Source organism: Azospirillum sp. HJ39 (assembly GCF_041507355.1).
GTDB classification, from domain to species: Bacteria; Pseudomonadota; Alphaproteobacteria; order Azospirillales; family Azospirillaceae; genus Azospirillum; species Azospirillum thiophilum.
Genome location: NZ_CP167911.1, coordinates 2938825 through 2962314 on the forward strand (window position 1 = coordinate 2938825; position 23490 = coordinate 2962314).

Sequence of the window (23490 nt, forward strand, 5' to 3'; positions counted from 1 at the left end):
GCAAGGATGATCGCGCAACAGTAGCTCAGGACGACGCGTGCCGTAACACCGTTTTTTGGCGATGCGGGGCTGCGACTCCGGCCTATCGAACCGGGGTGCCGCCAAATCCTGTCGCCGGTGCCCAAACCCTCTCGCTATCTGATCGAATCGTTGTGCAGGACCATCTCAATCACCAGTTGAGCGGCACAGAGATCGGCCAGCGCGGTGCCGACCGACTTGAACAGGGTGATCTGGTCGTAGAAGCGGCGTCCCGCGCGTTCGCCGCGGCTCAGGTCGAACAGATCGCCGGCGATATCGCCCGGGCTCAATTGACCGGATGAAACCGGCAGCGCGATGTCACCCGCTTCGGCCGGCGTCCGGTCGCGGGCATCGACGAAGACGCGCGCACGGCGGACGCAGCCGTCGTCCGCCTCGCGCATCTCCGGCGTCACGCCTCCCAGCAAATCCAGATGCTGGCCGGGCTGCAGCCAGTCGCCGCGGATGACCGGTTCACAGGCCGCGGTGGCACAGGCGACGATGTCGGCGCCACGCACCGCGCCCTCCAGGTCGGCAGTCGCCTCGATCCGGAATTTGGGACGGTGGAAACGGGAGGCGAGGCGCTTGGCCTTCTGCGGATCGCGGCCCCAGACCAGCACATGGCGGATCGGCCGGACCGCGGTATAGGCCTCCACCAGTTCCAGCGCCAGCGGGCCGGTGCCGACCACCAGAATCCGCTCCGCATCCGGCCGGGCCAGATAGGAGGCGGCAAGCGCCGAAGCCGCAGCCCCGCTGCGCCGGCCGAGAGCCGCGGAGGACTCCAACACTGCCTGCGGCACGCCGGTCTTGCCGTCGGCCAGCAGGTAGACGCCCTGGGTCTGCGGCAGGTCGCTGCCGGCATTGCCGGGAAAGACCGTGTCGATCCTGACCCCGATCGACTGGTTGACCTGCCAGGCCGGCGCCAGCAGCAGGGCGCCGTCGCTGGCCCCATAGGTCTCGACCCGATGGCGGTGGGCCGGAGGAGCCGCCACGCCGGCGCGGAAGCTCTGCCGCAGCCGCTCGATCAGCATGCGGTGGTGCAGGACGGATCGAAGCTCGGCGCCGCTGACGGTGCGCATGGGACCTCCCGCCCGGTCGCCCCCCTCTCCCCGGCCGGAGAAGGGAGCGGATCGATCAATGAACCGTCGGGGCCGGGTTTTCGGCCGCCGGTACCGGCAGGCCGCCGGAGGAGCCCGGCAGCGGGCCGGACACCGGGCGGGTGCTCTCGGCCAGACGCTTTTCGGCGGCGGCGGCGCGAGCCTGCGCCTCCTTCAGTTCACGCTCCAGGAACAGCACGCGGTTGCCCTCGCGCCGGGCGCGGCGGCGATGGCGTCGCTGGCTGTTCCAGACGATGAAGCCGCCGGCCAGGAAGCCCAGCACCAGCGCCAGCAGCGCGGCCAGATAGACCGGCGTGTCGAGCGTGAAGGGCAATGGCCACAGCGACAGGGTCACGATGCCGCGGTTGGAGATCGCGAACAGGATCGCGACGAGGGCCACGGGAAGGGTGACGATCCAGGAAAGATGGCGCAAGGCGAAGGTTCCTCAGAAATCCGGCGGGAAGATACGACGGAGCGAAGGTCGGCGATGGCCGGCCCGGCGTTCAGTCCGTGTTCAGGCGCTCCCGAAGCTGCTTGCCTGTCTTGAAGAAAGGGATGCATTTCTCGCCGACGTCAACCGATTCCCCGGTCCTGGGGTTGCGACCGGTGCGCGCGTCCCGCTTCTTGATGGAGAAGGCGCCGAACCCCCGCAGTTCCACCCGGTCGCCGCGCGCCAGCGCTTCGGTGATCTCGTCGAAGATGGTGCCGACGATCTTCTCGATGTCGCGCTGGTACAGGTGCGGATTGCGTTCCGCCAACCGTTGGATCAGTTCCGACTTGGTCATGACCGTCGACGTTCCCCCAATTCGATGCGGGCGCCTTGGTTCGCGATGCGCCGCGCTTGGTTAGCAGCGTGCCACCGGGCATGGGAGGCGTCAAGCCCCGCCCGCGGTGCTAAGCCGTTACGGTGCAACCCTTTTTCCGCACTATGGCCGGAATGCCGAAAGGGCGCCGCTCCTCCGGCAACCGAAGCGCCCACGGCCTGCACGGCAATCTCCGGCACGGTTCGTGACGAAAATTTGAAAGCAATCAACGGCTTCGCGCAAGACAGCAGGAGCAGGGGCGCCTGGAGGTCAGGCCCCGCCCAGCCGCGTCCCCTCCAGGATGGCGCCCTCCAGCACCGCCGACGACCGGTCGCAGCCCGTCAGGTCGGCCAGCGTCAGGTCACTGCCCTTCAGGTTGGTCTGGCTCAGCGAGGCGCCGGCCAGACGCGCCCGCACCAGCGACGCGCGCATCACCTTCGCACCGGAACTGACCAGCAGCATGCCCAGGTTGGCGCCGTCCAGCCGGCTGTCGATCAGGATGGCGCGGTCCAGCTTCACCCCGCGCAGATCGGCCCGGCTGAGATCGGCCGAGCGCAGGTCGGCACCGTCGAACTGGGCCGCCTGCAGCTGCGCGCCGTTCAGCCGGGCGTGACGCAACCGGGCGCCGGTGCCCTTGGCCAGCGTCAGGACCTTGCCGGTCAGGTCGGCCCCCTCCAGGTTCAGCCCTGTCAGGTCGAGCTGGCAGCCCTGCTTGCCGCTGGTGCCCAGCCAGATCATGTGCTGTCGCAGCATGCTGTCGAGTTGCTCGCCCGGCAGGGCCGGCAGTTCGGCCGCCACCGTCTCCTCGGCCTCCGGCTCCTGCTCGGCCGCCGAGGCCTGCGAGGCGGCGCGCGCCTGCTCGTCGGTGCGGATCGCCTGCTCCAGCCCACCGTCATCCAGGCTGGCCCCGTCCAGGATGGCGCCGCGCAGGTCGGAACCGTTCAGGTCGGCCCCGCGCAGGTCGGCGCCGGAGAAGTTGGCGTCGCGCAGGTCGGTGCGGTCGAGCCGGGCGCCGGACAGCCGCGTGTTGGTAAAATCGGCCGCCCGGGCGAAGCTGCCGGACAGCTTGGCCCGGGCCATGTCGGCATTGGTCAGCCGCGCGGACGCCATGTCGGCCGGGCCGGGGTCGAAGCCGACCACCTTCAGTTCGCCGACACTGTTGCGGTTGACCATGCTGCCGTCGCGCAGGTCCACCTCGACCATGACGGCACCGTCCAACCGGGCGCCGCGCACGTTGGCGCCGCGCATGTCGGTCCGGAACAGCCGCGCTTCCGACAGGTCGGCCCCGCGCAGGTCGGCGCCATAGAGGTCGGCATGGTCCAGCACGGTGCCGCGCAGGTCGGCGTCGCGCAGGATGGCGCCGGCCAGATGGGCCCCCGTCAGGTTGCGTCCGGCCAGCGACAGGCCCGACAGGTCGAAGAAGGGCAGGTTGGCGCGGGCGCCGTTCGGCCGTCCCTCGGCGAATCGGACATGGCGCTCGCACACTCGGTCGAGCTGGTCCTGGGTCAGGCGGATGCGGGATTTGCCGTCTTGCGCCATTGCCGGTCACGCGAACAAGGCGTCGATGTCGGCCTGGGAGATCGAACCGCCGCCACCGCCGTCGCCCGTCTCCTTGGGCGGCGGGGGTGGGGGCGGCGATGCCGGCTTCGCGACGGGAGGAGGAGGAGGAGGAGGCGGTGGTGGTGGCGGCGGCGGCGGTGCCACGGCGGCCGGCAGCGGCTCCGCCCGTTCGGCCACGTCGGGAATGCTGTCGAACAGCGCGTCGATGGCGTCCTGGCTGACCTCCGGCCCGCCCAGTTGCGGACCGTTCAGGAGATGGGCGTCGGGGCGGGTGTCCCCCATCTTGCGGTGCGAGGCGACATCGCCCGACGCGTGGTGGTCGGCGGCGACGGACAGCCTGTCGACGCCCCAGATCTCGATCATCGTGTTAACGCGCTCTTCGATGTAGCGCAGCGTGTTGACGACCTTAGTGGTGCGCTGGCCGGTGATGTCCTGGAAGGAACAGGAGGTCATGATCTCGATGCACCACGCCTCGATCGCATCGATCCGTTCGGCCAGATCGGCGTCGTCCCGCGGCATCGACATGGTGATTTCCTGGATCTTCTCCGTCGCGTTCAGGATATCGGTGGTCGCGCGCTCGGTGGCCGCGACGATCTCGTCCAACTCGCCGGTCGCCGCCTCGATCCGGTTCGATCCGGTGTCGGTCGCCTTCAGCGCGGCGATGTCGCTGCGCGCCTCGCGCACGACCTGGGTGATGGCGGTCAGTTCCTGCTGGATGCGCGGATCCTCGCCCGGCCCGAAGGCGGTGAACGCGCCGGGAGATGCCCCGCCCAGGCGGTTCACCTGCGTTTCCAACTGGCCGACCAGCCGGTGGAAATCGTCGGAGGCGACGACACGACAGCGCCGGTCGCGCATGCGCAGGAAGGCACGCCCCCGCGCCGTCTGCGACAGGGCCTCCTCCATCTGCAGATACTCTTGCTCGGTCAGTTCGAGCAGTGACCCGCCGCTCATAGCGCCCAACCCGTTTCCATCGACCGCGCGTCCCCGGCATGCCCGAAGCCCGTCCCGGTCCTGTCCTATAGCACTGAATTTCTTTACCGGGAGTTTCCGCCGCCATCGGGCTATCATATGGCTGCCGGGATTCTCGGGCTAAGGGTTTCGGGGATGGGGGAGCGCCGGACAGGCTTGAACCGCCTCCGCTTTTGTCCCAAATCAGCCCGGTCGACGAAGCGACTCGAACAAACTCCCCCTCGAGAAAGGAAGACTCCATGAAGTCGGTGGCGCGCCCGGTGATGTTTGCGGCGGTTGTCGGGCTGGCGGCGCTGACCGGCGGCGCGCTGCTGCCACCGTCCGGCCCGGTGCCGGGCCTGGGCGCATCGCCGGCGGCGGCGGCGCTGCCGCTGGGTGCGGTGGGCGGCGGAACCATCGCCCCGATGCTGGAGCAGGTGACCCCGGCGGTGGTGAACATCTCGGTGCTGAGCCAGGCGCCGCAGGCCGAGAACCCGCTGCTGCGCGACCCCTTCTTCCGCCGCTTCTTCAACCTGCCGGACCAGATGCCGCAGGGCCGCCCGCAGGTCAGCGCCGGGTCGGGCGTGATCGTCGACGCCCGCAACGGCTATGTCGTCACCAACAGTCACGTGGTGGAGAACGCGCAGGAGATCGCGGTCACGCTGAAGGACCGCCGCCGCCTGCGCGCCAAGCTGATCGGCCGCGACGCCGCCACCGACATCGCGCTGCTGCAGATCAAGGCCGATGGGCTGACCGCCCTGCCGCTCGGCGACTCGGACCGCTCGCAGGTCGGCGACTTCGTCGTCGCCATCGGCAACCCCTTCGGCCTGGGGCAGACGGTGACCTCGGGCATCGTCTCGGCGCTCGGCCGCAGCGGGCTGAAGATCGAGGGGTACGAGGACTTCATCCAGACCGACGCCTCGATCAACCCCGGCAACTCCGGCGGCGCGCTGGTCAATTTCCAGGGCGAGCTGATCGGCATCAACACCGCCATCATCGGTCCGGCTGGCGGGTCGGTCGGCATCGGTTTCGCCGTGCCGGTCACCATCGTTCGCTCGGTGATGGAGCAATTGCGCGAGTTCGGCGAGGTTCGGCGCGGCCGGCTGGGCGTCGCGATCCAGGATCTGACGCCCGACCTGGCGGAAAGCATGAGCCTGAAGGGCGACGAGGGCGCCCTGATCGCCAAGATCGAGCGCGGATCGCCCGCCGACAACGGCGGCCTGCGCAGCGGCGACGTGGTGGTCGCGGTCGACGGCCGGCCCATCCGCAGCGCCACGGACTTCCGCAACCGCATCGGCCTTCTGCGCGTCGGCACGCCGGTGCAGTTGACGGTGGTGCGCAGCGGCGGGCAAAAGTCGGTCACCGTCCGCACCGAGCGCTGAGGCGCGAGTTGCTGTATCAAGCGCTGAGGCGCGCGTTGCTGAACCGAGCGCCGAGGCGCGACCCGTCTAGGAGCCACCCCGTACCGGCATGATGCGTTCCAATCCACCCCGCCGCCCGGCCGCCCCGCCGGCGCCCTCGCCCGGCCGCAGCGCGGCCCAGCGCCAGCGCGAGATCGCGACGCTGCTGATGCGGCTCGACGCCATGCTGAAGCAGTCGGCGGAGCTGGCCCAGGCGGCGCGCGAACGGGTATCGGTCGGCGGGCTGGCCCGCTACCGCCGCTTCAGCCGGCGGGTGCGCGACTTCTTCGCGCTCGCCGCCCTGGCGCAGGAGCGGCTGGACGCCGCGCCGGAGGAGTTGGAGGACCTGATCGGCCCGATGACCACCGCGCTGGAGCGTCTGCATGCCCGCATGGTGGTCCAGTTCGTGGAGGGCAGCGCCGCCTTCTTCGCCAGCTTCGCGCGGGTGAAGGCCCTGCCCATCGGGACCAATGAGATGTGCGGGGTGGAGTTGCGCGGCGTGCTGGAAATCCGCAAGTTTCTCGACGATCCGCTCTATGAAGGGGAGCGCGGGCAGGCGTTGCGCGCCGAGGCCGACCGCATCACCGGATTGATCCGCCGGGTGATGGACCGCATCCCACCCCTGCCCGACTTCGGCGACGAACCCAGCATCGGCCCGCGCGGCACGGTCAACAGCCCCCTCAAGGGTCCCAACGCCCATCTGCCGCCCGGCCGCGCCACCGGCCGCCCATCCCCGTCCGCGGCTCCGCGCCCGGCCACACCCGCGCCCTCCCCCAGCACGGAAGTCCGTTCCCTCAGTCTCGACCAGTTCGAGGACGACGAGGAGGAGTGATCATCCCGTCACCTCCCCTCACCTGCGATGCCTTCCCTCATCCGCCGTCAGGGCGCCGACGGCCGCACCGGCCGCACCGCCGAGCAGGCCGCCATAGATTGCACTGCCGCCGGTGACCGCACCGATGGCGGCTCCGCCGGCCGCACCGATCGCACCGCCTGTGAGGGCGCGGTTCTCGCGATGGTTCATGTTCGAACAGCCGCCGAGCAGCGTCGCACCGATCAGCAGTGCCATCGCCCCGGCCGTGTGTATCCGCATGGTGGTCTTCATCGGTCTCTTCCTTCAAACATAAGCGTGGCCGCCGGATGCTCCGTCTACGGGATGCCTCCGGCGGCCACGCTTATGTTTGGGGATCGGCGCGGAATGCTGCCGTGACAATTCCGGGGTATCTCCCACCTCGAATGCCGACAACCGCCTCCCTTCGCGCCTGACCGAACGACAGGCTCAGCGCTTCAGTTGCGGATCTTCGCCCTTGGCGTGGCTCTTGCCGGCTTCCTCGGCCTTGCGCAGGTCTTCGCCTTCCGGCCCGTCGACCGCTTCACGGGCGCGGGCGGCGTCGCCCTGAACGTCGTGATTCCTGACGTGGTCGGCCACGCCGCGGCGATATTGCGCGTCGGCTGTCCGATTGCCCTCTCCCTCATTCTTCGGTTTGTCTGCCTTCGGTTTATCGGCGGCCATTGGGCTCCTCCATCGTCATGGTTTGCATTGCGGCGGCCGATGCCTCTGCCGGCTCCCGGCCCCGACGCAGAGGACAACAGAACCGGCATGCCAAGGTTTCCCCGGATGAAGCCAAACTTTATATCCATATAATAATTATGGTTACAAAATCTTTGGGAAGACCTGATCAATTGTATCCGGCGAATAACAAATAATTACAAATTTTCGAATGAAATCCAGCGGCGTCTTGGTTAGTACGTTTCCTCTCCTCCCAAAGCGTCGATGCCAGGGAAAAAATATCGGCTTCTGCCGCGGGCACGCTGCCATTCCGCAGTCAAATCCCGATCCGAGGGAAGACAGAGATGACGGTATCGGAAAACCCCCTTTCCTTCGCCACTCTTTCCGGAACAGCACCGGGAGACCATGATCTGGAAGGAAACCGCTCGCTCTCATCCGGCCTGCCCATGGGGCGGATCGTCGAAATGGCATTCAGCCGCATCTGGGTCATCAAGCGTCAGGGCGCATTGACCGAGGTCGCGGGCCGGCTGTACTGGCCGGACCGCAATTCGCTGGAGCGCGCGGCAGCCCGGGCCGGCATTCCGCTGTCGGACGTCGTGATCCACACCGGCCGTCTCGACACCAAGCACCGATAGAGATGAGTCCCCTCCCCTTCCGGGGGATGGAATCCCGACGAAGGAACAGTTGCGCAGGCGGCATGGGTCTTCCAATATCCGGAATGCAGGCCAACATATGGTATATGTCGGTCCACAATCTCCGCTTCATTGGGGCCTATGGAAGACATCGACCGCCAAAGAACGCTGGCTTATTTCGAACGGCTGGGGAAAAAGCGCGTGCGGCTTTACACCGCCATCGACTGTGACCGCTTCCTCGGCGACTGGCAGGTCCGCGAACTGGCCGATCAATGGCTGGACGCGAAGAATGCCGAAGGAACGCCGCAGCCGCTATGGCGACGGCTCGTGTCCGACCGCCGCCGCTGAACAGAGGGCCCTACCGTCGGGCCCGCTCCGGAAACAGCCCGAGCAATCCTTCCCGTGTCGCCGCGCAAACCCCGCGTTCGGTGATCAGGCCGGTCACCAGCCGGGCCGGCGTGACGTCGAAGGCGTAATTGGCGACCGGACTGCCGTCGGGGGTGACGCGGACCGTCTCGATCCGTCCGTCGGCAGTGCGGCCGGTCAGTTCGCTGACCTCGCGGCCGTCGCGTTCCTCGATCGGGATGTCTTGCAAGCCATCGGCGATGGTCCAGTCGATGGTCGGCGACGGCAACCCGACGTAGAAGGGTACGCCGTTGTCATGCGCCGCCAGCGCCTTCAGATAGGTGCCGATCTTGTTGCAGACATCGCCGGCCGCGGTGGTGCGGTCGGTGCCGACGATGCACAGGTCGACCTTGCCGTGCTGCATCAGATGACCACCGACATTGTCGGCGATGACGGTATGGGGAACGCCATGCTGTTTCAGCTCCCAGGCGGTCAGGCTGGCGCCCTGGTTGCGCGGCCGCGTCTCGTCCACCCAGACATGCAGCGGGATGCCCTGCTCGAAGGCGGCGTAGACCGGCGCCAGCGCCGTACCCCAATCGACGGTCGCGAGCCAGCCGGCATTGCAGTGGGTCAGCACATTGACCGGCCCGCCCGGCGCCTTCCGCCCGGCCGCGGCATGGATCAGGTGGGCGCCATGGCCACCGATGGCACGGTTGATCGCCACATCCTCGTCGGCGATGGATGCCGCCTCCGCATCGGCTGCGGCGAGGCGCTGCGACTCGGGGAGCGGCGCCAGCCGGGCGCGCATCCGCTCCAGCGCCCAGCGCAGGTTGACCGCGGTCGGCCGGGTCGCCAGCAGCGTGATGCAGGCGCTCTCCAGCCCGGCATCGCTTGCATCGGCGCGCAGCGCCAGCGCCACGCCATAGGCCGCCGTCGCGCCGATCAGCGGCGCGCCGCGCACCAGCATGGCCCGGATGGCGTGGGCGGCCTCATTCAGGCTCGTCAGCCGGACCAGGGCGAACTCATGCGGCAGACGGGTCTGGTCGATGATGGTGACGATGCCGTCCGCTTCCGGCCAGATGGTGCGGTAAGCCGTTCCGTCGATCCGCATAGGACCATCCTCCAAGCCGGCAAATGCCCGATGCCGTTGTCGGCACCCCACAATAGACGGTGGCGGCTGGCCCTTCAACGCGGGTAGCGTTCGGCGGAACCGTCACCCGCCGGACGGTGTTACCGTTTCCGGCCAATAATGAACTGGCCGTAATCCCACATGGCTCCCGATACGATGCCGTTGCGCGCACTGCGTTCCCAATCCTCCCCGCTCTACCGGCTCCCCGGTTCGGCGCTGGTCCTGATCGCCTGCACGGCCGCGGTTCTGCTGACCATCGGGCTGTCGGCCATCTTCGCCTGGCGCGACCGGGACGAGGCGATGCGGCAGGCCGCCGGAGTCGCCGGCAACATCGGCCTGCTGGCGGCCGAGCATGCCGCCCGGCTGATCGAGTCGGGCGACCTGCTGCTGACTCAGACCGCCTCGCTGGCCGGCCCGACCGGATCGCCGCTGCCCGACGATGGAACGACACGCGAGCGGATGGCCCTGCTGGCCGCCAGCGCCCCCCATGCGGTCGGGCTGGAGATTCGCGACCCAGCCGGTGAACTGGTCCTGTCGAGCCTGCCGGACGCGCCTCCCGGCGCCCCGCCCGGCCTGAAACCGGCCCTGAACCCGGAAGGCCGGGCCATCGGCGACGGCCGGATGGCCGGCCGGGCGGTGATCACCCTGGCCCAGCCCCTCCCCGGCGGACCCGGACGCGGCTGGGCCGTCGCCGGGCTGGATGCACGGGCCTTCCGCGACGTCTACCGCGCACTCGAGGTCGGTTACAGCCACAGCATATCGATCCTGAAACCCGACGGCACACCATTGCTGCGCGAGCCGGAGGGCCAGGGCACGATTGGCGGGAAGGGCAGCGGCGACGATGCGGCGAGCCATGCCGGCGACATCACCGTCTCCCGCCCGGTCGGCGACAGCGGACTGTCGGCCGCGGTGACGATCACCACCGGCAGCGTGCTGCGGCGCTGGAGCGAGCGGCTGTGGATCTACGCCGCCTTCGCCGCCGCCGCCTGCGCCACGGTGGCGGTGATCGGCGCGCTCGCCATCCAGCGCGCCCGGCGCGAGCGTGAGGCAGAGGACGCGCTTCAGCACGCCTACGATACGCTGGAGGAGCATGTCCACCAGCGCACCGTTCAGTTGGAGCGGGCCAATGCCCAGTTGGAAGCCGCGGTGACCGACAAGGAGGTGCTGCTGAAGGAGGTGCAGCATCGGGTGAAGAACAACCTTCAGGTCATCTGCAGCCTGCTGCGCCTGCAGGCGGCCCGCATCGACGAACGGGCCCGTCGCGGCTTCGACGAAAGCCTGCGCCGCATCCAGACCATGAGCCTGCTGCACGAACTGCTGCACCGGTCGCAGGAGCCGGCACACCTGAATTTTGCCGACGCGCTTCGCCAGATGTGCGACGGGCTGGTCCGCTCCGACAACCCGACCGCCGCCCGACTGGAGTTGGAGGCCGAGGACTGGATCGTCGACGCCGACCGCGCCACGCCGCTGGCCATCGCCACCAGCGAACTGGTGTCGAACGCGCTGCTGCACGCCTTCCCGCATGGACACCCCGGCACCGTCCGGGTGGTCCTGGAGCGGGCGGAGAATGGTATGCGGCTGATCGTCCGCGACGACGGCATCGGGCTGCCTGCCGGCATGCCCAGCCAGCACAAGCGACCCGTCCGCGGCGGGGCCAGCAGCGGGCTGGGCCTGAACCTGGTACAGGCGCTGTCGCATCAGGCCGGCGCCTCGCTCAAGATCGAGCGCGACGGCGGCAGCATCTTCACCCTGTCGATTCCCAACCAGCCGGTCCGCCAGCACGCCAAGAGCGCGGCATGACGATGGCGTCGGCATAAAGACGAGGGCGGAAACGAGTCCGTGAAGGCCGCCCGCCTCCGCCGGGAAGTCCGGCGAAGACAGGCGGCCGAAACGGCTACTCCAGCATGCTGCGCAGCATCCAGGCGGTCTTGTCGTGGATCTGCAGGCGCTGGGTCAGCAGGTCGGCGGTCGGCTCGTCGCTGCCCTGCTCGGCCAGCGGGAAGACGCTGCGGATGGTGCGGGCGGCGGCCTCGTGGCCCTCGACCAGCTGTCGGATCATGTCGTTCGCCTTGGGGACGCCCACCTCTTCCTTGATCGAGGCCAGTTCGGCGAACTGCGAGAAGCTGCCCGGCGCCGGATAGCCCAGCGCACGGATGCGCTCCGCGATCTCGTCGAGCGCGGTCCACAGCTCGGTGTACTGGGTCATGAACATGGTGTGCAGCGTGTTGAACATCGGCCCGGTGACGTTCCAATGGAACGAATGGGTCTTGATGTAGAGCGCGAAGGTGTCGGCCAGAACCTTGTTCAATCCTTCGGCGATGGATTTGCGGTCTGCGTCCGAGATCCCGATGTCGATCTTCATGGTTCGATCCTTCTTGTTTGGGTCCGCATCATACCCCAGCGCAGGCGCAGCCGTCACCGGCCGCGCCCCGCGGTCCGGGACATGAGCTTGGGCGCAGGCAAGTGGTTTCAAGGCTGATGCGACCAAACTTCGCAGAACGCATGGCAATCGGGCGCTCCGGACGGGGACCGGCACTCATCCCTGCCGCAGCCGCCCGATGAAGTGCTTGACCTCCCGGTTCAGCGTCACTGCCTGGCCATCCAGCAATTCGGCGGCGCGCAGCACCTCACCGGCGGCGGTTCCGGTCTCTTCGGCGCTGGTGGAAACGGTGGCGATGGTGCGTGAAACCTCCTGGGTGCCGGCCGCCGCCTCCTGGACATTGCGGGTGATCTCGTGGGTGGCTGCGGCCTGCTGTTCCATGGCACCGGCGATGGAGCCGACGATTTCGTCGATGCCGACCACCGTCTCCCCCACCCCCTTGATGGCGGTCACGGCGGCACCGGTCACCTGCTGCATGGCTGCGATCTGGGTGCCGATGTCCTCGGTCGCCTTGGCCGTCTGGGTGGCAAGGTTCTTGACCTCCGACGCCACGACGGCGAAGCCCTTGCCGGCCTCCCCCGCCCGCGCCGCCTCGATGGTGGCGTTCAGCGCCAGCAGATTGGTCTGCGCCGCGATGGAGTTGATCAGCCCGACGATCTCGCCGATGCGCTGGGCCGCGTCGGACAGGCCGACGACATGGCCGTTTGTCTCCTCGACCGCGCGCACGGCTCCCCGCACCATGTCGAACGAGCGGCGAACCTGCCCGCCGATCTCGGAAATCGAGGCCTGCATCTGCTCCGTCGCGGCGGCGGCGGTCTGGACGCCGGTGCCCGCCTGGGCGCTGGCGGCGGCGACGGTGGCGGCCTGCCGGTTGGCGCTGGTGGCACGCTCCAGCATGCCGGCGGCATTGCTGCGCACCTGATGGGCGCCGGCCCCGACCTGCTGCACCACCTCGGCCACGCGGGCTTCGAACAGGTCGGCCAACGCGTCGATGGCCCGGCGCTTCTCCGCCTCCGCTTCGGCCTTCTGGCGCTGCTGGTCGGCGGTCAGGCGCACCACCTCGCGGGCGTTGGTCTGGAACACCTCCAGCGCCCGGGCCATGGCACCGATCTCGTTGCGCATCCACCCGCCCTCGACCACGGCGTCGAGCCGGCCGGCCGCAAGCTCGGCGGTGCTCCGCGACAATTGCTGGAGCGGCCGGGTGATGGAGCGTGCGAACAGGAGGCCCGCCGCCATCATCGCCGCCAGCAGCCCGGCCATCACCAGCGCGAAGTCGCGCCGTGCGGCGGCGGCCACGTTGCGGGTGGCCTGGATCGCAGCGGCAGTGGACCGGCCGATGGCGGTCTGCGCCTCGACAACCTTGCCGGTCAGGGCGGCGAACTGGGCATCGGTGTGAGCCATCATCGGAATGCCGATCAGGCGATCGATCGCCGCCATCTGGTTCATCTCGTCGACCGCCTTGGCATAGGCGCCGAGGCGGGCCGACACCTCGTCCAGCATCGCCCGCTCCGCCTCGTCCAACTGCATGCCGCGCAGGTCGGCGACGGCCTTCCGCGCATCGCCCAGGTTGGCGGCGATGGCGTCGCGCATGACCTGCAGCCTGGCCTCCTCGATGCCGGAGCCGGACAGGGCGAGATGGCGGGATACGTCGCTGTGGATGACGTAGACGACGGCGACCAGCCGGTCGATCCGGCCCAGCCGCCCGGCCGCTTCGCGATGGATGCCGTCCACCGCGCTCAGCGCCCGTTCCGACTCCCGGTCGGCCAACGCCAGCGCCGCCACCGTCAGGACGATCCCCATCAGGGGCGCCGCGAACAGCCGGCCCGCCACCGACAGGCCCGACAGACGCGCAAAGACACCGTTGCCCATCCTCATCCCCTTCCCGCCGTCCCTACCGTCCTTGCCGCCTTCGCCTCCATCCCGAGGGCGCCGCGTCACCCGGAGGCCGTCACTTGTAGATGCCGACATAGGCGACCAGTTCCTGGCCGGGCACGCGCTTCACATAGGTGATCTTCGGCTCGATCCTGTTGCTGGCAGGATTCAGCCAGCGATATTCGACCCAGCCCTCGCCCTTGTCCTTGGCCACTGCCAGCACGTCCTGGACGATGTAGCGGCCGTCCGGGTCCTTGACGTTGATGACGCTCTGGCCGGCGCCGGCCGGGCGCGGCGGGTAGATCCTCCAGACGCCGGCGAAGTCGATGACGTTGACGTAGATCTCACCATGCTTGAACGGGCCTTCCGCATTGAAGACCTTGGCCGCCTCGTCCAGCCCCTGCGTGGCGATCAGGTCGACGGCCTTGATGGTGATGGACTTGGCGTCCTCCTGCGTCGGCTTGGCCTCTTCGGCAGCGGCGGGCGACAGCGGGACAGGGACGGCAGTCCCGACGGAGATCAGACCGGCAACCAGCAAACGGAACCACAGGCGCATGTGCTCTTCCCCAAGGGTTTCAGGGCCTGCCGGGAACCGCCAGCCAGCCCGTCGATTGTTGTCCAGCCGCCGTCGCCTTCAGCGTGCGGCCATTTTCAAGCCATCCTACTAGCAGAAGGTTTCATCCGTTTGTCCGTACCATTTCTTTGCGATCATATCGCATTGCAGTACGTCAATTTCCGTAACAATTGAGCGGCACACAATTCCAAAAGGCACATTCTTCCATTCCAACATCTTATCAAGGTTGTTCCTGCGTGCGCGGCCAGGGTGCCGGCCAATCGACCAGCCCTGCGACCGATCGCCGCGTCGTCCACCCCTCGGCATCGGTCGCCGCAAGCTGCGGTTCCAGCCGCCTGCGTGACGGTTTGCCGCCCCTTTTTTCCATCGACAGCCATGGCGTTCGGGTGGAGCATCGAAAGTCCGATGCGGGCGACTTTCGCCGGTGCCGGATCACGCGCCTTCCGACGCCCGTCCGCCGTCCGTCCGTCGCCTGCCGCTTGCAGCGGTCCCGTCGCCCACCGGCGGCCGGGCAAAGTACAAGGTCACGTTTCGAAGCCACATGCGAGCGGGCCGCTCCAACGGTCGGCGCCCCCTGTCCGGCCCCGGCAGCCCGGCTCCCACAATTCGGCCAGAACGGCCCGAAACTTCCACGGGAGGTGTGAATGCCGCATACGCAAATCCGGACGGCGCGCTGCGCGGCGCTGGTCGGCCCCTATCTCGCCGGCAAGACGACGCTGCTGGAAAGCCTGCTGTCCGCCGCCGGGGCCATCACCCGCAAGGGCAGTGTGCGCGACGGCAACGCCGTGGGCGACACGTCACCGGAGGCAAAGGCCCGGTCGATGAGCACCGAGCTGAACGTCGCCTCCTTCGACTATCTGGGCGAACGCTGGTCGATCCTGGACTGCCCTGGTTCGGTCGAGTTGACCGGCGAGGCGCAGGCAGCCCTGATGGCCGCCGACATCGCCGTCGTGGTGGCGGAGGCGGCGCCCGAGAAGGCGGTGCTGCTGGCACCTCTGTTCAAGATCCTGGACGACCACCGCATCCCGCATCTGCTGTTCATCAACAAGATCGACACGCTGGGCGACCTGCGCGTGCGCGATGTGGTCGCCGCCTATCAGGAGGTATCGGCCCGCAAGCTTGTCCTGCGCGAGGTGCCGCTGCGCGAGAACGGCCAGATCACCGGGCTGGTGGATCTGGTCAGCGAACGGGCTTGGCGCTTCAACCCGCACAAGCCGTCCGAGCCGGTGGCCCTGCCGGACGGCGAGCGCGACCGCGAGGCGGAGGCGCGGCAGGCGATGCTGGAGTCGGCTGCCGACTTCGACGACGCGCTGTTGGAAAGGCTGCTGGAGGACATGGCCCCCGACAGCACCCAGCTGTACGAGACGCTGGCGCAAGAACTGGCCGACGACCTGATCGTCCCCGTCTTCTTCGGATCGGCGGAAAACGACAACGGCATCCGCCGCCTGCTGAAGGCCCTGCGCCACGAGGGACCGGATGTTTCCGTCACCGCTTCCCGCATCGATATCCGGCAGGATACGGCGGTGGCGGCCCAGATCGTGAAGACGATGATGGGATCCCATGCCGGGAAACTCAGTCTGGCCCGCATCTGGCACGGCACCGTCACCGATGGCATGGCGCTGGGGGGCGAGCGGGTGTCGGGCATCTTCCAGCTGTTCGGACGCGACCAGACCAAGGTGCCGCAGGCGGTCGCAGGCGATCTGGTGGCGCTCGGCCGGCTGGAGAAGGCGGCGACCGGTGACCGGCTGACCGACAAGGCCAACCTGGGGCCCTCCGCAGACTGGCCGGCTGCCGCCCCGCCGGTCCACGGGCTGGCTTTGCGGGCCGAGAATCGCAACGACGAGGTGAAGCTGTCCGCCGCCCTCCAGAAGCTGCGGGAAGAAGATCCGTCCCTGACGCTCGACCAGTCGGGGGAAACCGGGGAACTGGTGCTGTGGGGCCAGGGCGACGTCCATCTGAAGCTGGCGATGGACCGGCTCCGCAGCCGCTTCAACGTCGCGGTGAAGGGCCAGCCGCCGCAGGTGCCCTATAAGGAGACGATCCGGAAGGGCACCAGCCACCATGCCCGCTTCAAACGCCAGACCGGCGGCCACGGCCAGTTCGCCGACATCCATGTCGAGATCCGGCCGCTGCCCCGTGGCTCGGGCATCCAATTCGAGGACGCGGTGGTCGGCGGCGCCGTGCCGCGCCAGTATATCCCGGCGGTGGAAGCCGGCGTGCGCGAGGCGGCGGTGCGCGGCCCGCTGGGCTTCCCGGTGGTGGATTTCGCCGTGGCCCTGACCGGCGGCCAGTTCCACGCCGTCGACAGTTCCGACATGGCGTTCAAGACGGTGGCGCGGCAGGCGATGGCCGAGGCGCTGCCGACCTGCGAGCCGGTGCTGCTGGAGCCGATCCTGACCGTCACCATCGCGGTACCCAGCGCCTTCACGCCCAAGGTGCAACGGCTGGTCAGCGGCCGGCGCGGCCAGCTGCTGGGGTTCGACGCGCGTCCGGGCTGGTCCGGCTGGGACGAGGTGAAGGCGTGCATGCCCCAGGTCGACATGCAGGATCTGATCGTCGAGCTGCGGTCGCTGACCTTCGGCGTCGGCAGCTACAACGCCGAGTTCGACCGATTGCAGGAGGTGGTGGGCAAGGCAGCCGACCGCGCCGTGGAAATCCGGCGCGACATGCTGGCCGCGCAATAGCCGTTCAGTGTCCCCCATTGCTCGCACCGCGAGCAGTGGGCTATGGCAAGCGTTGTTTCCATTTGGATATTGCGTTCGCTGCGCTACTCTTCTCCGGCTGCACCGTCGCGGTGCACGGTCTCCTCCGATTACAAGGATCACACCCTATGAAGCTCAGCGCGCGCAATCAACTGAAGGGCACCGTCATCGCCGTCGACAAGGGTCCGGTCTCGGCCAAGGTGAAGATCGACGTCGGCGGCGGCATCATCGTCACCTCCACCGTCACCACCGAAACGGTCGATGAGCTGGGGCTTGCCGTCGGCGACGACGTCACCGCGATCATCAAGGCGTCGGACGTGCTGATCGGCAAGTAAGCAGCCGCAACCCGATCCATCCCAGTGAAAAGGGCCGGCACCCTGCGGTGCCGGCCCTTTCCTTGCTCAAGACAGCAAGACCGATCAGTCGCGCAGGTTGCCGCAAGCCCGCTGGATGCGCCGGCAGGCCTCTTCCAGCGCTTCCGTCGAGGTCGCGTAGGAGATGCGGAAATGCGGGGCGAGGCCGAAGGCCGATCCCTGGACGACGGCGACGCCTTCCGACTCAAGCAGATAGGTGACGAAATCCTCGTCGGTACCGATCACCTTGCCGTCAGGCGTCGTCTTGCCGATGGTGCCGGCACAGGACGGGTAGACGTAGAAGGCGCCTTCCGGCTTCGGGCAGTGCAGGCCCTTGGCCTGGTTCAGCATCGACACCACCAGGTCGCGGCGCTGGCGGAACACCTCCGCACGCTCCTTGATGAAGTCCTGCGGACCGTTCAGCGCCTCGACGGCGGCGGCCTGGGCGATGGAGGTCGGGTTGGAGGTCGACTGGCTCTGGATCACGCCGATGGCCTTGATCAGATCCTTCGGACCGCCGGCATAGCCGATGCGCCAGCCGGTCATCGCATAGGACTTCGACACGCCGTTGACGGTCAGGGTGCGGTCGTACAGCGACGGCTCGACCTGGGCCGGGGTGACGAACTCCAGGCCGTCATACAGCAGGTGTTCGTACATGTCGTCGGTCATGACCCAGACATGCGGGTGGCGAACCAGCACGTCGGTCAGCGCCTTCATCTCCTCGCGGGTGTAGGCGGCGCCCGACGGGTTCGACGGCGAGTTCAGGATCAGCCACTTGGTCTTCGGCGTGATCGCCTTCTCCAGGTCGGCAGGCTGCAGCTTGAAGCCCTGCTCGGCCGGGCAGGAGACGGCGACCGGCGTGCCTTCCGCCAGTTCCACCATGTCCGGGTAGCTGACCCAGTAGGGGGCCGGGATGATGACCTCGTCGCCCGGGTTCAGCGTCGCCATCAGCGCGTTGTACAGCACCTGCTTGCCGCCGACGCCGACCGTGATCTGGTCCGGCGTGTATGTCAGGCCGTTCTCGCGCTCGAACTTGGCGCAGATCGCCTTCTTCAGCGCGGGCGTGCCGTCCACCGCGGTGTATTTGGTGTCGCCGGACTCGATCGCCTTGATCGCGGCGGCCTTGATGTTGTCGGGGGTGTCGAAGTCCGGCTCGCCGGCACCGAGGCCGATGACGTCGCGACCGGCCGCTTTCAGTTCACGGGCCTTGTTGGTCACGGCGATGGTCGGCGACGGCTTGATGCGCGAGAGACGGGACGCGATAATCGACATGGCGGCGGGCCCCCTCAGGGCTGTGATGACGGTGTGGCGGAGACGTCGTTCGACGCCTGCCCCTCCGGGTGGAAGGCGCGAGGCCGGACCTTACTTCCGCTACACCCCGCTTGCAAGGCCGGTCGGCCCGTCGAAACCGCCCGGCTCCGCGGATTTTCCGCCCTGTGGCGGCATGGTGCGGCAGGACGTCCGGCGGCCTTCCACGGGCAGTTCAGACTGTTTGTGGGGCTAGCTTTCGGCGCCGGCAATACCGAAATGGAGCGCCTCAGCATTATTTATTACTCTACAAATGAATACCGTACCGGAATCGCTCCGTTTCACCCGCTTCACTTGACAGTTTTGGCTCGACAGTGTGTAAGCGTTGCCCGGGGGACAAAACTCAGGAAGGGATGAGAACAGTGTTTTCCCGTATCGTGCTTGCGGCGTCGGCCGCACTGATGCTGACCGGCGGCGCCGCCTTGGCCCAGGACGTCATCCAGACCCGCAAGGCCGGGTTCGAGGACTACAAGAAGGCGATGGGCGAGATCAAGGATGCGGTCGGCAAGGGCGATCTGGCCGCCATCGGTCCGGTCACCGACCGTGTCGACGCCTTCGCCGCCAAGATCCCCGGCCTGTTCCCGCCCGGCTCCGACAAGGGCAGGACGGCGGCCAAGGAAGTGATCTGGGCGAATTTCCCGGATTTCACCGCCAAGGCGCAAGGGCTCCAGGCCTCCGCCCAGGCACTGAAGGTCGCGGCCTCCACTGGCGACAAGGCCGCGACGGCCAAGGCGTTCGGCGCGATGGCCGACAGCTGCAAGGCCTGCCACCAGCGCTACCGCTCCGAATAAACGCAGGCCTCACGAACAAGGCCCTTCCCCACCGAGGTGGGGAAGGGCCTTTTCCTTGATCGAGCCTACTTGAAGACCGGCTGCGGCGTGGCCGGCGTGCTGGCGGGCAGCAGCGGGTATTCGACGCGCGGCTGCTGGCCGGTCAATGCCGTCAGGAAAGCGGTGATCTTGTCGATCTCCTGATCGGTCAGGGTGGCGCCGAGTTGGCTCGACCCCATCACCGCCACCGCCTGGCGCAGATCCCACACCTTGCCGGAATGGAAGTAGGGGGCGGTCAGCGTCACGTTGCGCAGGGTGGGGGCGCGGAAGACATATTCGTCGTCGGCGGTCTTGGTGACGGCGAAGCGGCCCTTGTCGCCCGGCGGCAGGATCTCCGCCCCCGGCTTGGTGACGACGCCGAAGGGGAAATAATCGTGGCCGCCGACATTGACGCCGTTGTGGCAGCCGGCGCAGCCCTTGTCGATGAACAGTTCCAGCCCGGCCTTCTGCGTGTCGGTCAGCGCGTCGGCCTTGCCCTCCAGATACTGGTCGAAGGGGGCGGCCGGCGTGGTCAGCGTCGCCTCGAATGCCTCGATCGCCATGGCGACATTGTCGAAGGTGACCGGGTTCTTCTCGTTCGGGAAGGCCGCGGCGAACTTGACCTTGTAGGCGGGGATGCTGTTCAGCACCTCCATCACGCGGTCGGGCGTGCTGTTCATCTCGACCCCGGCCTGGATCGGACCCTTGGCTTGGGCCTTCAGATCCTCCGCCCGGCCGTCCCAGAACTGGGCGACGTTCAGCACGGCGTTCAGCACGGTCGGCGCATTGCGCGGCCCCTTCTGCCAGCCGTGACCGACCGAGGTCTCCAGCCCATCCACACCGCCGAGCCCCAGATTGTGGCAGCTGTTGCACGAGAAGATGCCGCTGGCCGACAGGCGCGGATCGAAGAACAGCATCTTGCCGAGGTCGATCTTCTCATGGGTCACCGCGTTGTTGCGGACCACGGGCAGGGTTGCCGGCAGCGGCTTGAACATCTCCCGCGCGCGGCCCATCAGGGCGTCCCCGGCCGGCGGATCGGCGGCCGCCGCGGTGCCGGCGGTTGCGGCAAGGACGCCGAGGACGGCGACGGTACCGACCAGCAGGCCTTTCAGCGCGGCGGTCGGACGGTATTTGGAGTGCGCGTGCATGGATGGCTGTCCCTCGGCGCGGCCGATGTCATCCACGACCGGTCATTGCGACCGGGCATGGCCGATCGATCCCGGAAATCGGGCCGCTCGTTGGTTCTGGCTTGGATCAATCTGGAGTCATTCTAGACAAGCCAATCTCCAGGCACAGACGACGCGTTGTCGCACACAACCAATGGCATATGCCGCCATGCAGGCAAGGCCCGCGGCCCGCAGGCGCAAGTCACCCGGCGGCGCGCAGAACCAACAGGACCAGCCCGGCCGACGCGGCGAGGACGGCCAGCGCCAGCGCCATCGGGGCGCGGCGCGGTTCCACCCACTGATCTCCGGCCACGACCCGGCCGGGCAGCGTCTTCCGGCCGGTGACCATCGGGCGGATCAGGTTGTCCTTCTTGACCAGCAGATAGAAGACCACCGCCAGCACATGCAGCCCGACCAGCACGAAGATGCCGTTGGCCAACAACCGGTGCAGCGAGCTCAACGCCGCGACCGTGGCGCCGGAGGCCAACGGAACCAACGGGCCGTCGACCAGGATGTCGTCGCTGGCGAACAGGCCGCTGGTCGCCTGGACCAGCAGCACCAGCAGCAGCACCACCACCATCAGGCCACCCAGCGGGTTATGGCCCAGGGAAAAGGCCGCCTCTCCGCCGGCGCGCGCCTTTCTCAGATAGTCCAGGACAGCGCGCGGCCCCTTCACGAACTGGACGAAGCGTGCGGTCTGGCTGCCAACAACACCCCAGACAAGACGGAACAGCACGAGGACCAGGACTGTTTCCCCGGCCAACATATGCAGGGAAAGCACACCCAGCTCGGCCGACAGAATCGCGACCGCCACCGTGACGACCAATGTCCAATGAAACAGGCGGGTCGGCAGGTCCCAGACCCGGACCTCGCGCCCATGTTTCTCCCGAGTCGCGGTATGACCACTTGCCATCGCTCGATCCTCGCAGTGTTTTGCCGTGTTCTGGGTGTCCGTCATCTGCGGCAATGAGACGGATTCTTTGCGCTGGTCCTGAAGATGCCTTACTCCCGTGGTGGCAAAGGTCGAATGCCGAGTCAACAGGCTTGATGCGCTGCCCGGCCGCCGGATATGAGAATGCGAAGCATCGGCCGGACAACCGGCGCAACGACAGCCTGACCTCCCCCTTCCCCCGGCGACAAGGACCTTGCCATGCCCGACAAACAGCTCCTCCACCTCGTGTTCGGCGGCGAACTCGTGCGTCCGGACTCGGACCAGTTCGTCGACCCGTCGAAGCTGCACATCGTCGGCATCTTCCCGAGCTATGAGGACGCCTACAAGGCATGGCGCGGTGCCACCGGCCAGACCATCGACGACGCCCACATCCGTTATTACATCGTGCACCTGCACCGCTTCCTCGATCCGGCGGCGGGCGACCACAAGCACTGATCCCGACTGCCGGCACGGCTGTGGGGCAATCCCTCCGCAGCCGTGCCGGCGGACTCGCCCGGAAAAGGCGAAGGGCTTCCCGTCAAAGTCCGTCCGACCGGAAAATCCCGAATGGCTCAGGGGTGTCGGCGCCGTGGAAAATGCGCCGCCGATGTCATCGCGACTCGTGAAGGACAAGGTGCCGCAACCGTCCGGAGATGGCGGAAAGGACGGAGGTCCACGGTTCCTCCCCGACTCGTCCGGCAGCATCCTGGCGGAACAGCGTGGCACTCGGATACCAGTCGCTCCCGGTGCCGTCATTGCCCCAGCGCCAGTCGCAGGCATGTGAGAGGCACATCCAGGTTTCCACGCCCAGCGCACCGGCAAGATGGGCAAGCCCGCAGTCGGGCGCGATGATCAGTCGCATGGCCTTCATGATGGCGGCCGTATTCTGCAAGTCATGCACCCCCAGATCAGTGAAATTATCGGGGAGCATCCGTTCATGGATCTGGCTTTTGTCCTTGTCGCTTTGCAGGCAGAAAAAGCGGATCCCGGATATGTCCATCAAACTGCGCAGTGCCGAAAACGGCAGGGAACGCAGGCTTCCGGCCCCACGGTCAGCCCAGATCAGACCAACCGGAATGCCGCCGTGAGCGGCAACGACATCGTGCCAAGGCCGGGTGCGGTTGGCCGGCGGGCGAAGGCAGGGGACCGGCATCGCGACCTCCTCCGGCCCCAGCCCCATCGCGAAGGGCAGGCAGACCAGTTCGCAATATCCTTGGACAGTACCTCGAACCACGCCTGCACTCCGCCTGTCGATCAGGGTGACGCCATGAAGCGGGTTGTCCTCGCGAATGAGCGGAGCGATCCCAGGCGGCACCTCGACATAGACATGGCCGGTTCGCCGCACGGCTTCGGGAATGAAGCGGAGGAATTGTATGAAGTCACCCAAGCCGTTCGAGTTCCTGACATACAACCCGTCGATCTTGCTGACGCCATCCCACATCAACGGATGCGCCGGTTGGAACGCCCGTTGCCAGACAGTCCGATCCCAGGCCTCCCTATAGGCCCGGCGGGCGAGCAGCAGGTAGGAGCGGTGAAGACCGATCAAATGGCTTTCCGGAAGAAGACGGGCAGCCTCGGTGGAGCAGGTCAGCGCAACATCGTGATTCCCGGCCGCATGGCATGTGAAGGAGAGATTGTGGAGCATGTTCGCGATGTCTTCCCTGAATCGGGAAGATGGATGATCCCCATCAGGCACAAATGCCGAAGCCAACCTCAGCACCCCGTCAGCATCCTGCGCTTCATAGAGCCTGTGGGCCTGGGCCATCAGGTCGAAGACGCTGTGATCGGAAGACTGCATGGTCATACGGTCCGGAAACGGAGTGAGTCCATATAAGGCCGTCGCATGGTCCGCAAAGCGGGCACTGGCATGGTCCGCATGCATGAGGCCGGATCCGGTCCCACATATGAAATGCCCGTTATCCGCCGGACGCGCACCGGGAAAAAGAACCGGACAAAGCT

Annotated in this window: 24 protein-coding genes; 9 read left to right on the top strand and 15 right to left on the bottom strand. The window is 67.6% G+C overall.

Going from position 1 to position 23490, the window contains the following annotated elements:
• Nucleotides 1–134 precede the first annotated feature (134 nt).
• The 5 genes from ABMY26_RS27340 to ABMY26_RS27360 form a co-directional block, all read right to left on the bottom strand.
• Nucleotides 135–1094, bottom strand: coding sequence for an ornithine cyclodeaminase family protein (locus tag ABMY26_RS27340; protein WP_372397706.1), 960 nt, complete (start codon nucleotides 1092–1094; stop codon nucleotides 135–137).
• Between the two features lie 55 nt (nucleotides 1095–1149).
• Nucleotides 1150–1545: a lipopolysaccharide assembly protein LapA domain-containing protein gene (locus ABMY26_RS27345; protein WP_045581202.1), complete on the bottom strand. Its 396-nt coding sequence runs from the start codon at nucleotides 1543–1545 to the stop codon at nucleotides 1150–1152.
• Between the two features lie 70 nt (nucleotides 1546–1615).
• The gene (ihfB, locus tag ABMY26_RS27350; RefSeq protein WP_012972825.1) at nucleotides 1616–1897 is read right to left on the bottom strand and encodes an integration host factor subunit beta; all 282 of its coding nucleotides are present in this window, start codon (nucleotides 1895–1897) and stop codon (nucleotides 1616–1618) included.
• Between the two features lie 288 nt (nucleotides 1898–2185).
• Entirely contained in the window at nucleotides 2186–3454 is a 1269-nt protein-coding gene (locus ABMY26_RS27355) for a pentapeptide repeat-containing protein (protein ID WP_372397707.1), read from the bottom strand.
• Between the two features lie 6 nt (nucleotides 3455–3460).
• A complete protein-coding gene (locus tag ABMY26_RS27360) occupies nucleotides 3461–4426 on the bottom strand; it encodes a hypothetical protein (protein WP_372397708.1) in 966 nt (321 codons plus the stop codon).
• Nucleotides 4427–4683: 257 nt separating this feature from the next.
• On the opposite strand from ABMY26_RS27360, the gene ABMY26_RS27365 reads away from it, so the two are divergent.
• Nucleotides 4684–5805, top strand: coding sequence for a Do family serine endopeptidase (locus tag ABMY26_RS27365; RefSeq protein ID WP_372397709.1), 1122 nt, complete (start codon nucleotides 4684–4686; stop codon nucleotides 5803–5805).
• 88 nt (nucleotides 5806–5893) lie between these two features.
• Nucleotides 5894–6655, top strand: a complete 762-nt coding sequence (locus ABMY26_RS27370; protein ID WP_372397710.1) for a hypothetical protein — start codon at nucleotides 5894–5896, stop codon at nucleotides 6653–6655.
• A gap of 18 nt (nucleotides 6656–6673) precedes the next feature.
• Here ABMY26_RS27370 and ABMY26_RS27375 read toward each other — a convergent pair whose 3' ends face one another.
• Both ABMY26_RS27375 and ABMY26_RS27380 read right to left on the bottom strand, forming a co-directional pair.
• Nucleotides 6674–6925 carry a hypothetical protein gene (locus ABMY26_RS27375; protein ID WP_082108848.1) on the bottom strand — a complete coding sequence of 84 codons (252 nt, stop codon included), beginning with the start codon at nucleotides 6923–6925 and terminating at the stop codon, nucleotides 6674–6676.
• Between the two features lie 174 nt (nucleotides 6926–7099).
• Nucleotides 7100–7333, bottom strand: coding sequence for a hypothetical protein (locus ABMY26_RS27380; protein ID WP_372397711.1), 234 nt, complete (start codon nucleotides 7331–7333; stop codon nucleotides 7100–7102).
• Nucleotides 7334–7674: 341 nt separating this feature from the next.
• Here ABMY26_RS27380 and ABMY26_RS27385 point away from each other — a divergent pair, with 341 nt between their 5' ends.
• Together ABMY26_RS27385 and ABMY26_RS27390 are read left to right on the top strand one after the other, a co-directional pair.
• On the top strand, nucleotides 7675–7965 hold the full coding sequence (locus tag ABMY26_RS27385; RefSeq protein ID WP_372397712.1) for a hypothetical protein: 291 nt from the start codon (nucleotides 7675–7677) through the stop codon (nucleotides 7963–7965).
• Between the two features lie 138 nt (nucleotides 7966–8103).
• The gene (locus tag ABMY26_RS27390; protein ID WP_372397713.1) at nucleotides 8104–8310 is read left to right on the top strand and encodes a hypothetical protein; all 207 of its coding nucleotides are present in this window, start codon (nucleotides 8104–8106) and stop codon (nucleotides 8308–8310) included.
• Nucleotides 8311–8320: 10 nt separating this feature from the next.
• Here ABMY26_RS27390 and mtnA read toward each other — a convergent pair whose 3' ends face one another.
• A complete protein-coding gene (gene mtnA, locus ABMY26_RS27395) occupies nucleotides 8321–9418 on the bottom strand; it encodes an S-methyl-5-thioribose-1-phosphate isomerase (RefSeq protein WP_372397714.1) in 1098 nt (365 codons plus the stop codon).
• Between the two features lie 174 nt (nucleotides 9419–9592).
• Here mtnA and ABMY26_RS27400 point away from each other — a divergent pair, with 174 nt between their 5' ends.
• On the top strand, nucleotides 9593–11236 hold the full coding sequence (locus ABMY26_RS27400; protein ID WP_372397715.1) for a sensor histidine kinase: 1644 nt from the start codon (nucleotides 9593–9595) through the stop codon (nucleotides 11234–11236).
• A 94-nt stretch (nucleotides 11237–11330) separates the two neighbouring features.
• Here ABMY26_RS27400 and ABMY26_RS27405 read toward each other — a convergent pair whose 3' ends face one another.
• From ABMY26_RS27405 to ABMY26_RS27415, 3 genes are all read right to left on the bottom strand, one after another.
• Nucleotides 11331–11798 (bottom strand): Dps family protein, encoded by a 468-nt coding sequence (locus tag ABMY26_RS27405; protein WP_045581209.1) that lies wholly within the window; start codon nucleotides 11796–11798, stop codon nucleotides 11331–11333.
• Between the two features lie 174 nt (nucleotides 11799–11972).
• The gene (locus ABMY26_RS27410; protein WP_372397716.1) at nucleotides 11973–13685 is read right to left on the bottom strand and encodes a methyl-accepting chemotaxis protein; all 1713 of its coding nucleotides are present in this window, start codon (nucleotides 13683–13685) and stop codon (nucleotides 11973–11975) included.
• 79 nt (nucleotides 13686–13764) lie between these two features.
• Complete coding sequence (locus ABMY26_RS27415; protein ID WP_372397717.1) at nucleotides 13765–14244, bottom strand: cache domain-containing protein; 480 nt, start codon at nucleotides 14242–14244, stop codon at nucleotides 13765–13767.
• Nucleotides 14245–14906: 662 nt separating this feature from the next.
• On the opposite strand from ABMY26_RS27415, the gene ABMY26_RS27420 reads away from it, so the two are divergent.
• Entirely contained in the window at nucleotides 14907–16946 is a 2040-nt protein-coding gene (locus ABMY26_RS27420) for an elongation factor G (RefSeq protein WP_372397718.1), read from the top strand.
• A 146-nt stretch (nucleotides 16947–17092) separates the two neighbouring features.
• Nucleotides 17093–17299: a molybdopterin-binding protein gene (locus ABMY26_RS27425; protein WP_372397719.1), complete on the top strand. Its 207-nt coding sequence runs from the start codon at nucleotides 17093–17095 to the stop codon at nucleotides 17297–17299.
• A gap of 84 nt (nucleotides 17300–17383) precedes the next feature.
• On the opposite strand, the gene ABMY26_RS27430 is transcribed toward ABMY26_RS27425, so the two are convergent.
• A complete protein-coding gene (locus ABMY26_RS27430) occupies nucleotides 17384–18589 on the bottom strand; it encodes an aspartate transaminase (protein WP_372397720.1) in 1206 nt (401 codons plus the stop codon).
• A 389-nt stretch (nucleotides 18590–18978) separates the two neighbouring features.
• On the opposite strand from ABMY26_RS27430, the gene ABMY26_RS27435 reads away from it, so the two are divergent.
• Nucleotides 18979–19416 carry a cytochrome c gene (locus ABMY26_RS27435; protein ID WP_372397721.1) on the top strand — a complete coding sequence of 146 codons (438 nt, stop codon included), beginning with the start codon at nucleotides 18979–18981 and terminating at the stop codon, nucleotides 19414–19416.
• A gap of 65 nt (nucleotides 19417–19481) precedes the next feature.
• Here ABMY26_RS27435 and ABMY26_RS27440 read toward each other — a convergent pair whose 3' ends face one another.
• Both ABMY26_RS27440 and ABMY26_RS27445 read right to left on the bottom strand, forming a co-directional pair.
• Nucleotides 19482–20582, bottom strand: coding sequence for a cytochrome-c peroxidase (locus ABMY26_RS27440; RefSeq protein ID WP_372397722.1), 1101 nt, complete (start codon nucleotides 20580–20582; stop codon nucleotides 19482–19484).
• A gap of 220 nt (nucleotides 20583–20802) precedes the next feature.
• Entirely contained in the window at nucleotides 20803–21513 is a 711-nt protein-coding gene (locus ABMY26_RS27445) for a cytochrome b/b6 domain-containing protein (RefSeq protein ID WP_372397723.1), read from the bottom strand.
• A 237-nt stretch (nucleotides 21514–21750) separates the two neighbouring features.
• On the opposite strand from ABMY26_RS27445, the gene ABMY26_RS27450 reads away from it, so the two are divergent.
• The gene (locus ABMY26_RS27450) at nucleotides 21751–21987 is read left to right on the top strand and encodes a DUF4170 domain-containing protein (protein WP_045581218.1); all 237 of its coding nucleotides are present in this window, start codon (nucleotides 21751–21753) and stop codon (nucleotides 21985–21987) included.
• 154 nt (nucleotides 21988–22141) lie between these two features.
• On the opposite strand, the gene ABMY26_RS27455 is transcribed toward ABMY26_RS27450, so the two are convergent.
• On the bottom strand, nucleotides 22142–23329 hold the full coding sequence (locus ABMY26_RS27455; RefSeq protein WP_372397724.1) for a glycosyltransferase family 9 protein: 1188 nt from the start codon (nucleotides 23327–23329) through the stop codon (nucleotides 22142–22144).
• Between the last annotated feature and the right edge of the window lie 161 nt (nucleotides 23330–23490).

Excerpts from the sequence above, each read along its gene's own strand:
- ABMY26_RS27410 (WP_372397716.1), bottom strand. The coding sequence starts at position 13,685 with ATGGGCAACGGTGTCTTTGCGCGTCTGTCGGGCCTGTCGGTGGCGGGC.
- ABMY26_RS27375 (WP_082108848.1), bottom strand. The coding sequence starts at position 6,925 with ATGAAGACCACCATGCGGATACACACGGCCGGGGCGATGGCACTGCTG.
- ABMY26_RS27390 (WP_372397713.1), top strand. The coding sequence starts at position 8,104 with ATGGAAGACATCGACCGCCAAAGAACGCTGGCTTATTTCGAACGGCTG.
- ABMY26_RS27405 (WP_045581209.1), bottom strand. The coding sequence starts at position 11,798 with ATGAAGATCGACATCGGGATCTCGGACGCAGACCGCAAATCCATCGCC.
- ABMY26_RS27340 (WP_372397706.1), bottom strand. The coding sequence starts at position 1,094 with ATGCGCACCGTCAGCGGCGCCGAGCTTCGATCCGTCCTGCACCACCGC.
- ABMY26_RS27355 (WP_372397707.1), bottom strand. The coding sequence starts at position 3,454 with ATGGCGCAAGACGGCAAATCCCGCATCCGCCTGACCCAGGACCAGCTC.
- mtnA (WP_372397714.1), bottom strand. The coding sequence starts at position 9,418 with ATGCGGATCGACGGAACGGCTTACCGCACCATCTGGCCGGAAGCGGAC.
- ABMY26_RS27370 (WP_372397710.1), top strand. The coding sequence starts at position 5,894 with ATGATGCGTTCCAATCCACCCCGCCGCCCGGCCGCCCCGCCGGCGCCC.
- ABMY26_RS27445 (WP_372397723.1), bottom strand. The coding sequence starts at position 21,513 with ATGGCAAGTGGTCATACCGCGACTCGGGAGAAACATGGGCGCGAGGTC.
- ABMY26_RS27400 (WP_372397715.1), top strand. The coding sequence starts at position 9,593 with ATGCCGTTGCGCGCACTGCGTTCCCAATCCTCCCCGCTCTACCGGCTC.
- ABMY26_RS27450 (WP_045581218.1), top strand. The coding sequence starts at position 21,751 with ATGCCCGACAAACAGCTCCTCCACCTCGTGTTCGGCGGCGAACTCGTG.
- ABMY26_RS27440 (WP_372397722.1), bottom strand. The coding sequence starts at position 20,582 with ATGCACGCGCACTCCAAATACCGTCCGACCGCCGCGCTGAAAGGCCTG.
- ABMY26_RS27385 (WP_372397712.1), top strand. The coding sequence starts at position 7,675 with ATGACGGTATCGGAAAACCCCCTTTCCTTCGCCACTCTTTCCGGAACA.
- ABMY26_RS27435 (WP_372397721.1), top strand. The coding sequence starts at position 18,979 with ATGAGAACAGTGTTTTCCCGTATCGTGCTTGCGGCGTCGGCCGCACTG.
- ABMY26_RS27360 (WP_372397708.1), bottom strand. The coding sequence starts at position 4,426 with ATGAGCGGCGGGTCACTGCTCGAACTGACCGAGCAAGAGTATCTGCAG.
- ABMY26_RS27415 (WP_372397717.1), bottom strand. The coding sequence starts at position 14,244 with ATGCGCCTGTGGTTCCGTTTGCTGGTTGCCGGTCTGATCTCCGTCGGG.
- ABMY26_RS27365 (WP_372397709.1), top strand. The coding sequence starts at position 4,684 with ATGAAGTCGGTGGCGCGCCCGGTGATGTTTGCGGCGGTTGTCGGGCTG.
- ABMY26_RS27425 (WP_372397719.1), top strand. The coding sequence starts at position 17,093 with ATGAAGCTCAGCGCGCGCAATCAACTGAAGGGCACCGTCATCGCCGTC.
- ABMY26_RS27380 (WP_372397711.1), bottom strand. The coding sequence starts at position 7,333 with ATGGCCGCCGATAAACCGAAGGCAGACAAACCGAAGAATGAGGGAGAG.
- ABMY26_RS27455 (WP_372397724.1), bottom strand. The coding sequence starts at position 23,329 with ATGCAGTCTTCCGATCACAGCGTCTTCGACCTGATGGCCCAGGCCCAC.
- ABMY26_RS27430 (WP_372397720.1), bottom strand. The coding sequence starts at position 18,589 with ATGTCGATTATCGCGTCCCGTCTCTCGCGCATCAAGCCGTCGCCGACC.
- ABMY26_RS27420 (WP_372397718.1), top strand. The coding sequence starts at position 14,907 with ATGCCGCATACGCAAATCCGGACGGCGCGCTGCGCGGCGCTGGTCGGC.
- ihfB (WP_012972825.1), bottom strand. The coding sequence starts at position 1,897 with ATGACCAAGTCGGAACTGATCCAACGGTTGGCGGAACGCAATCCGCAC.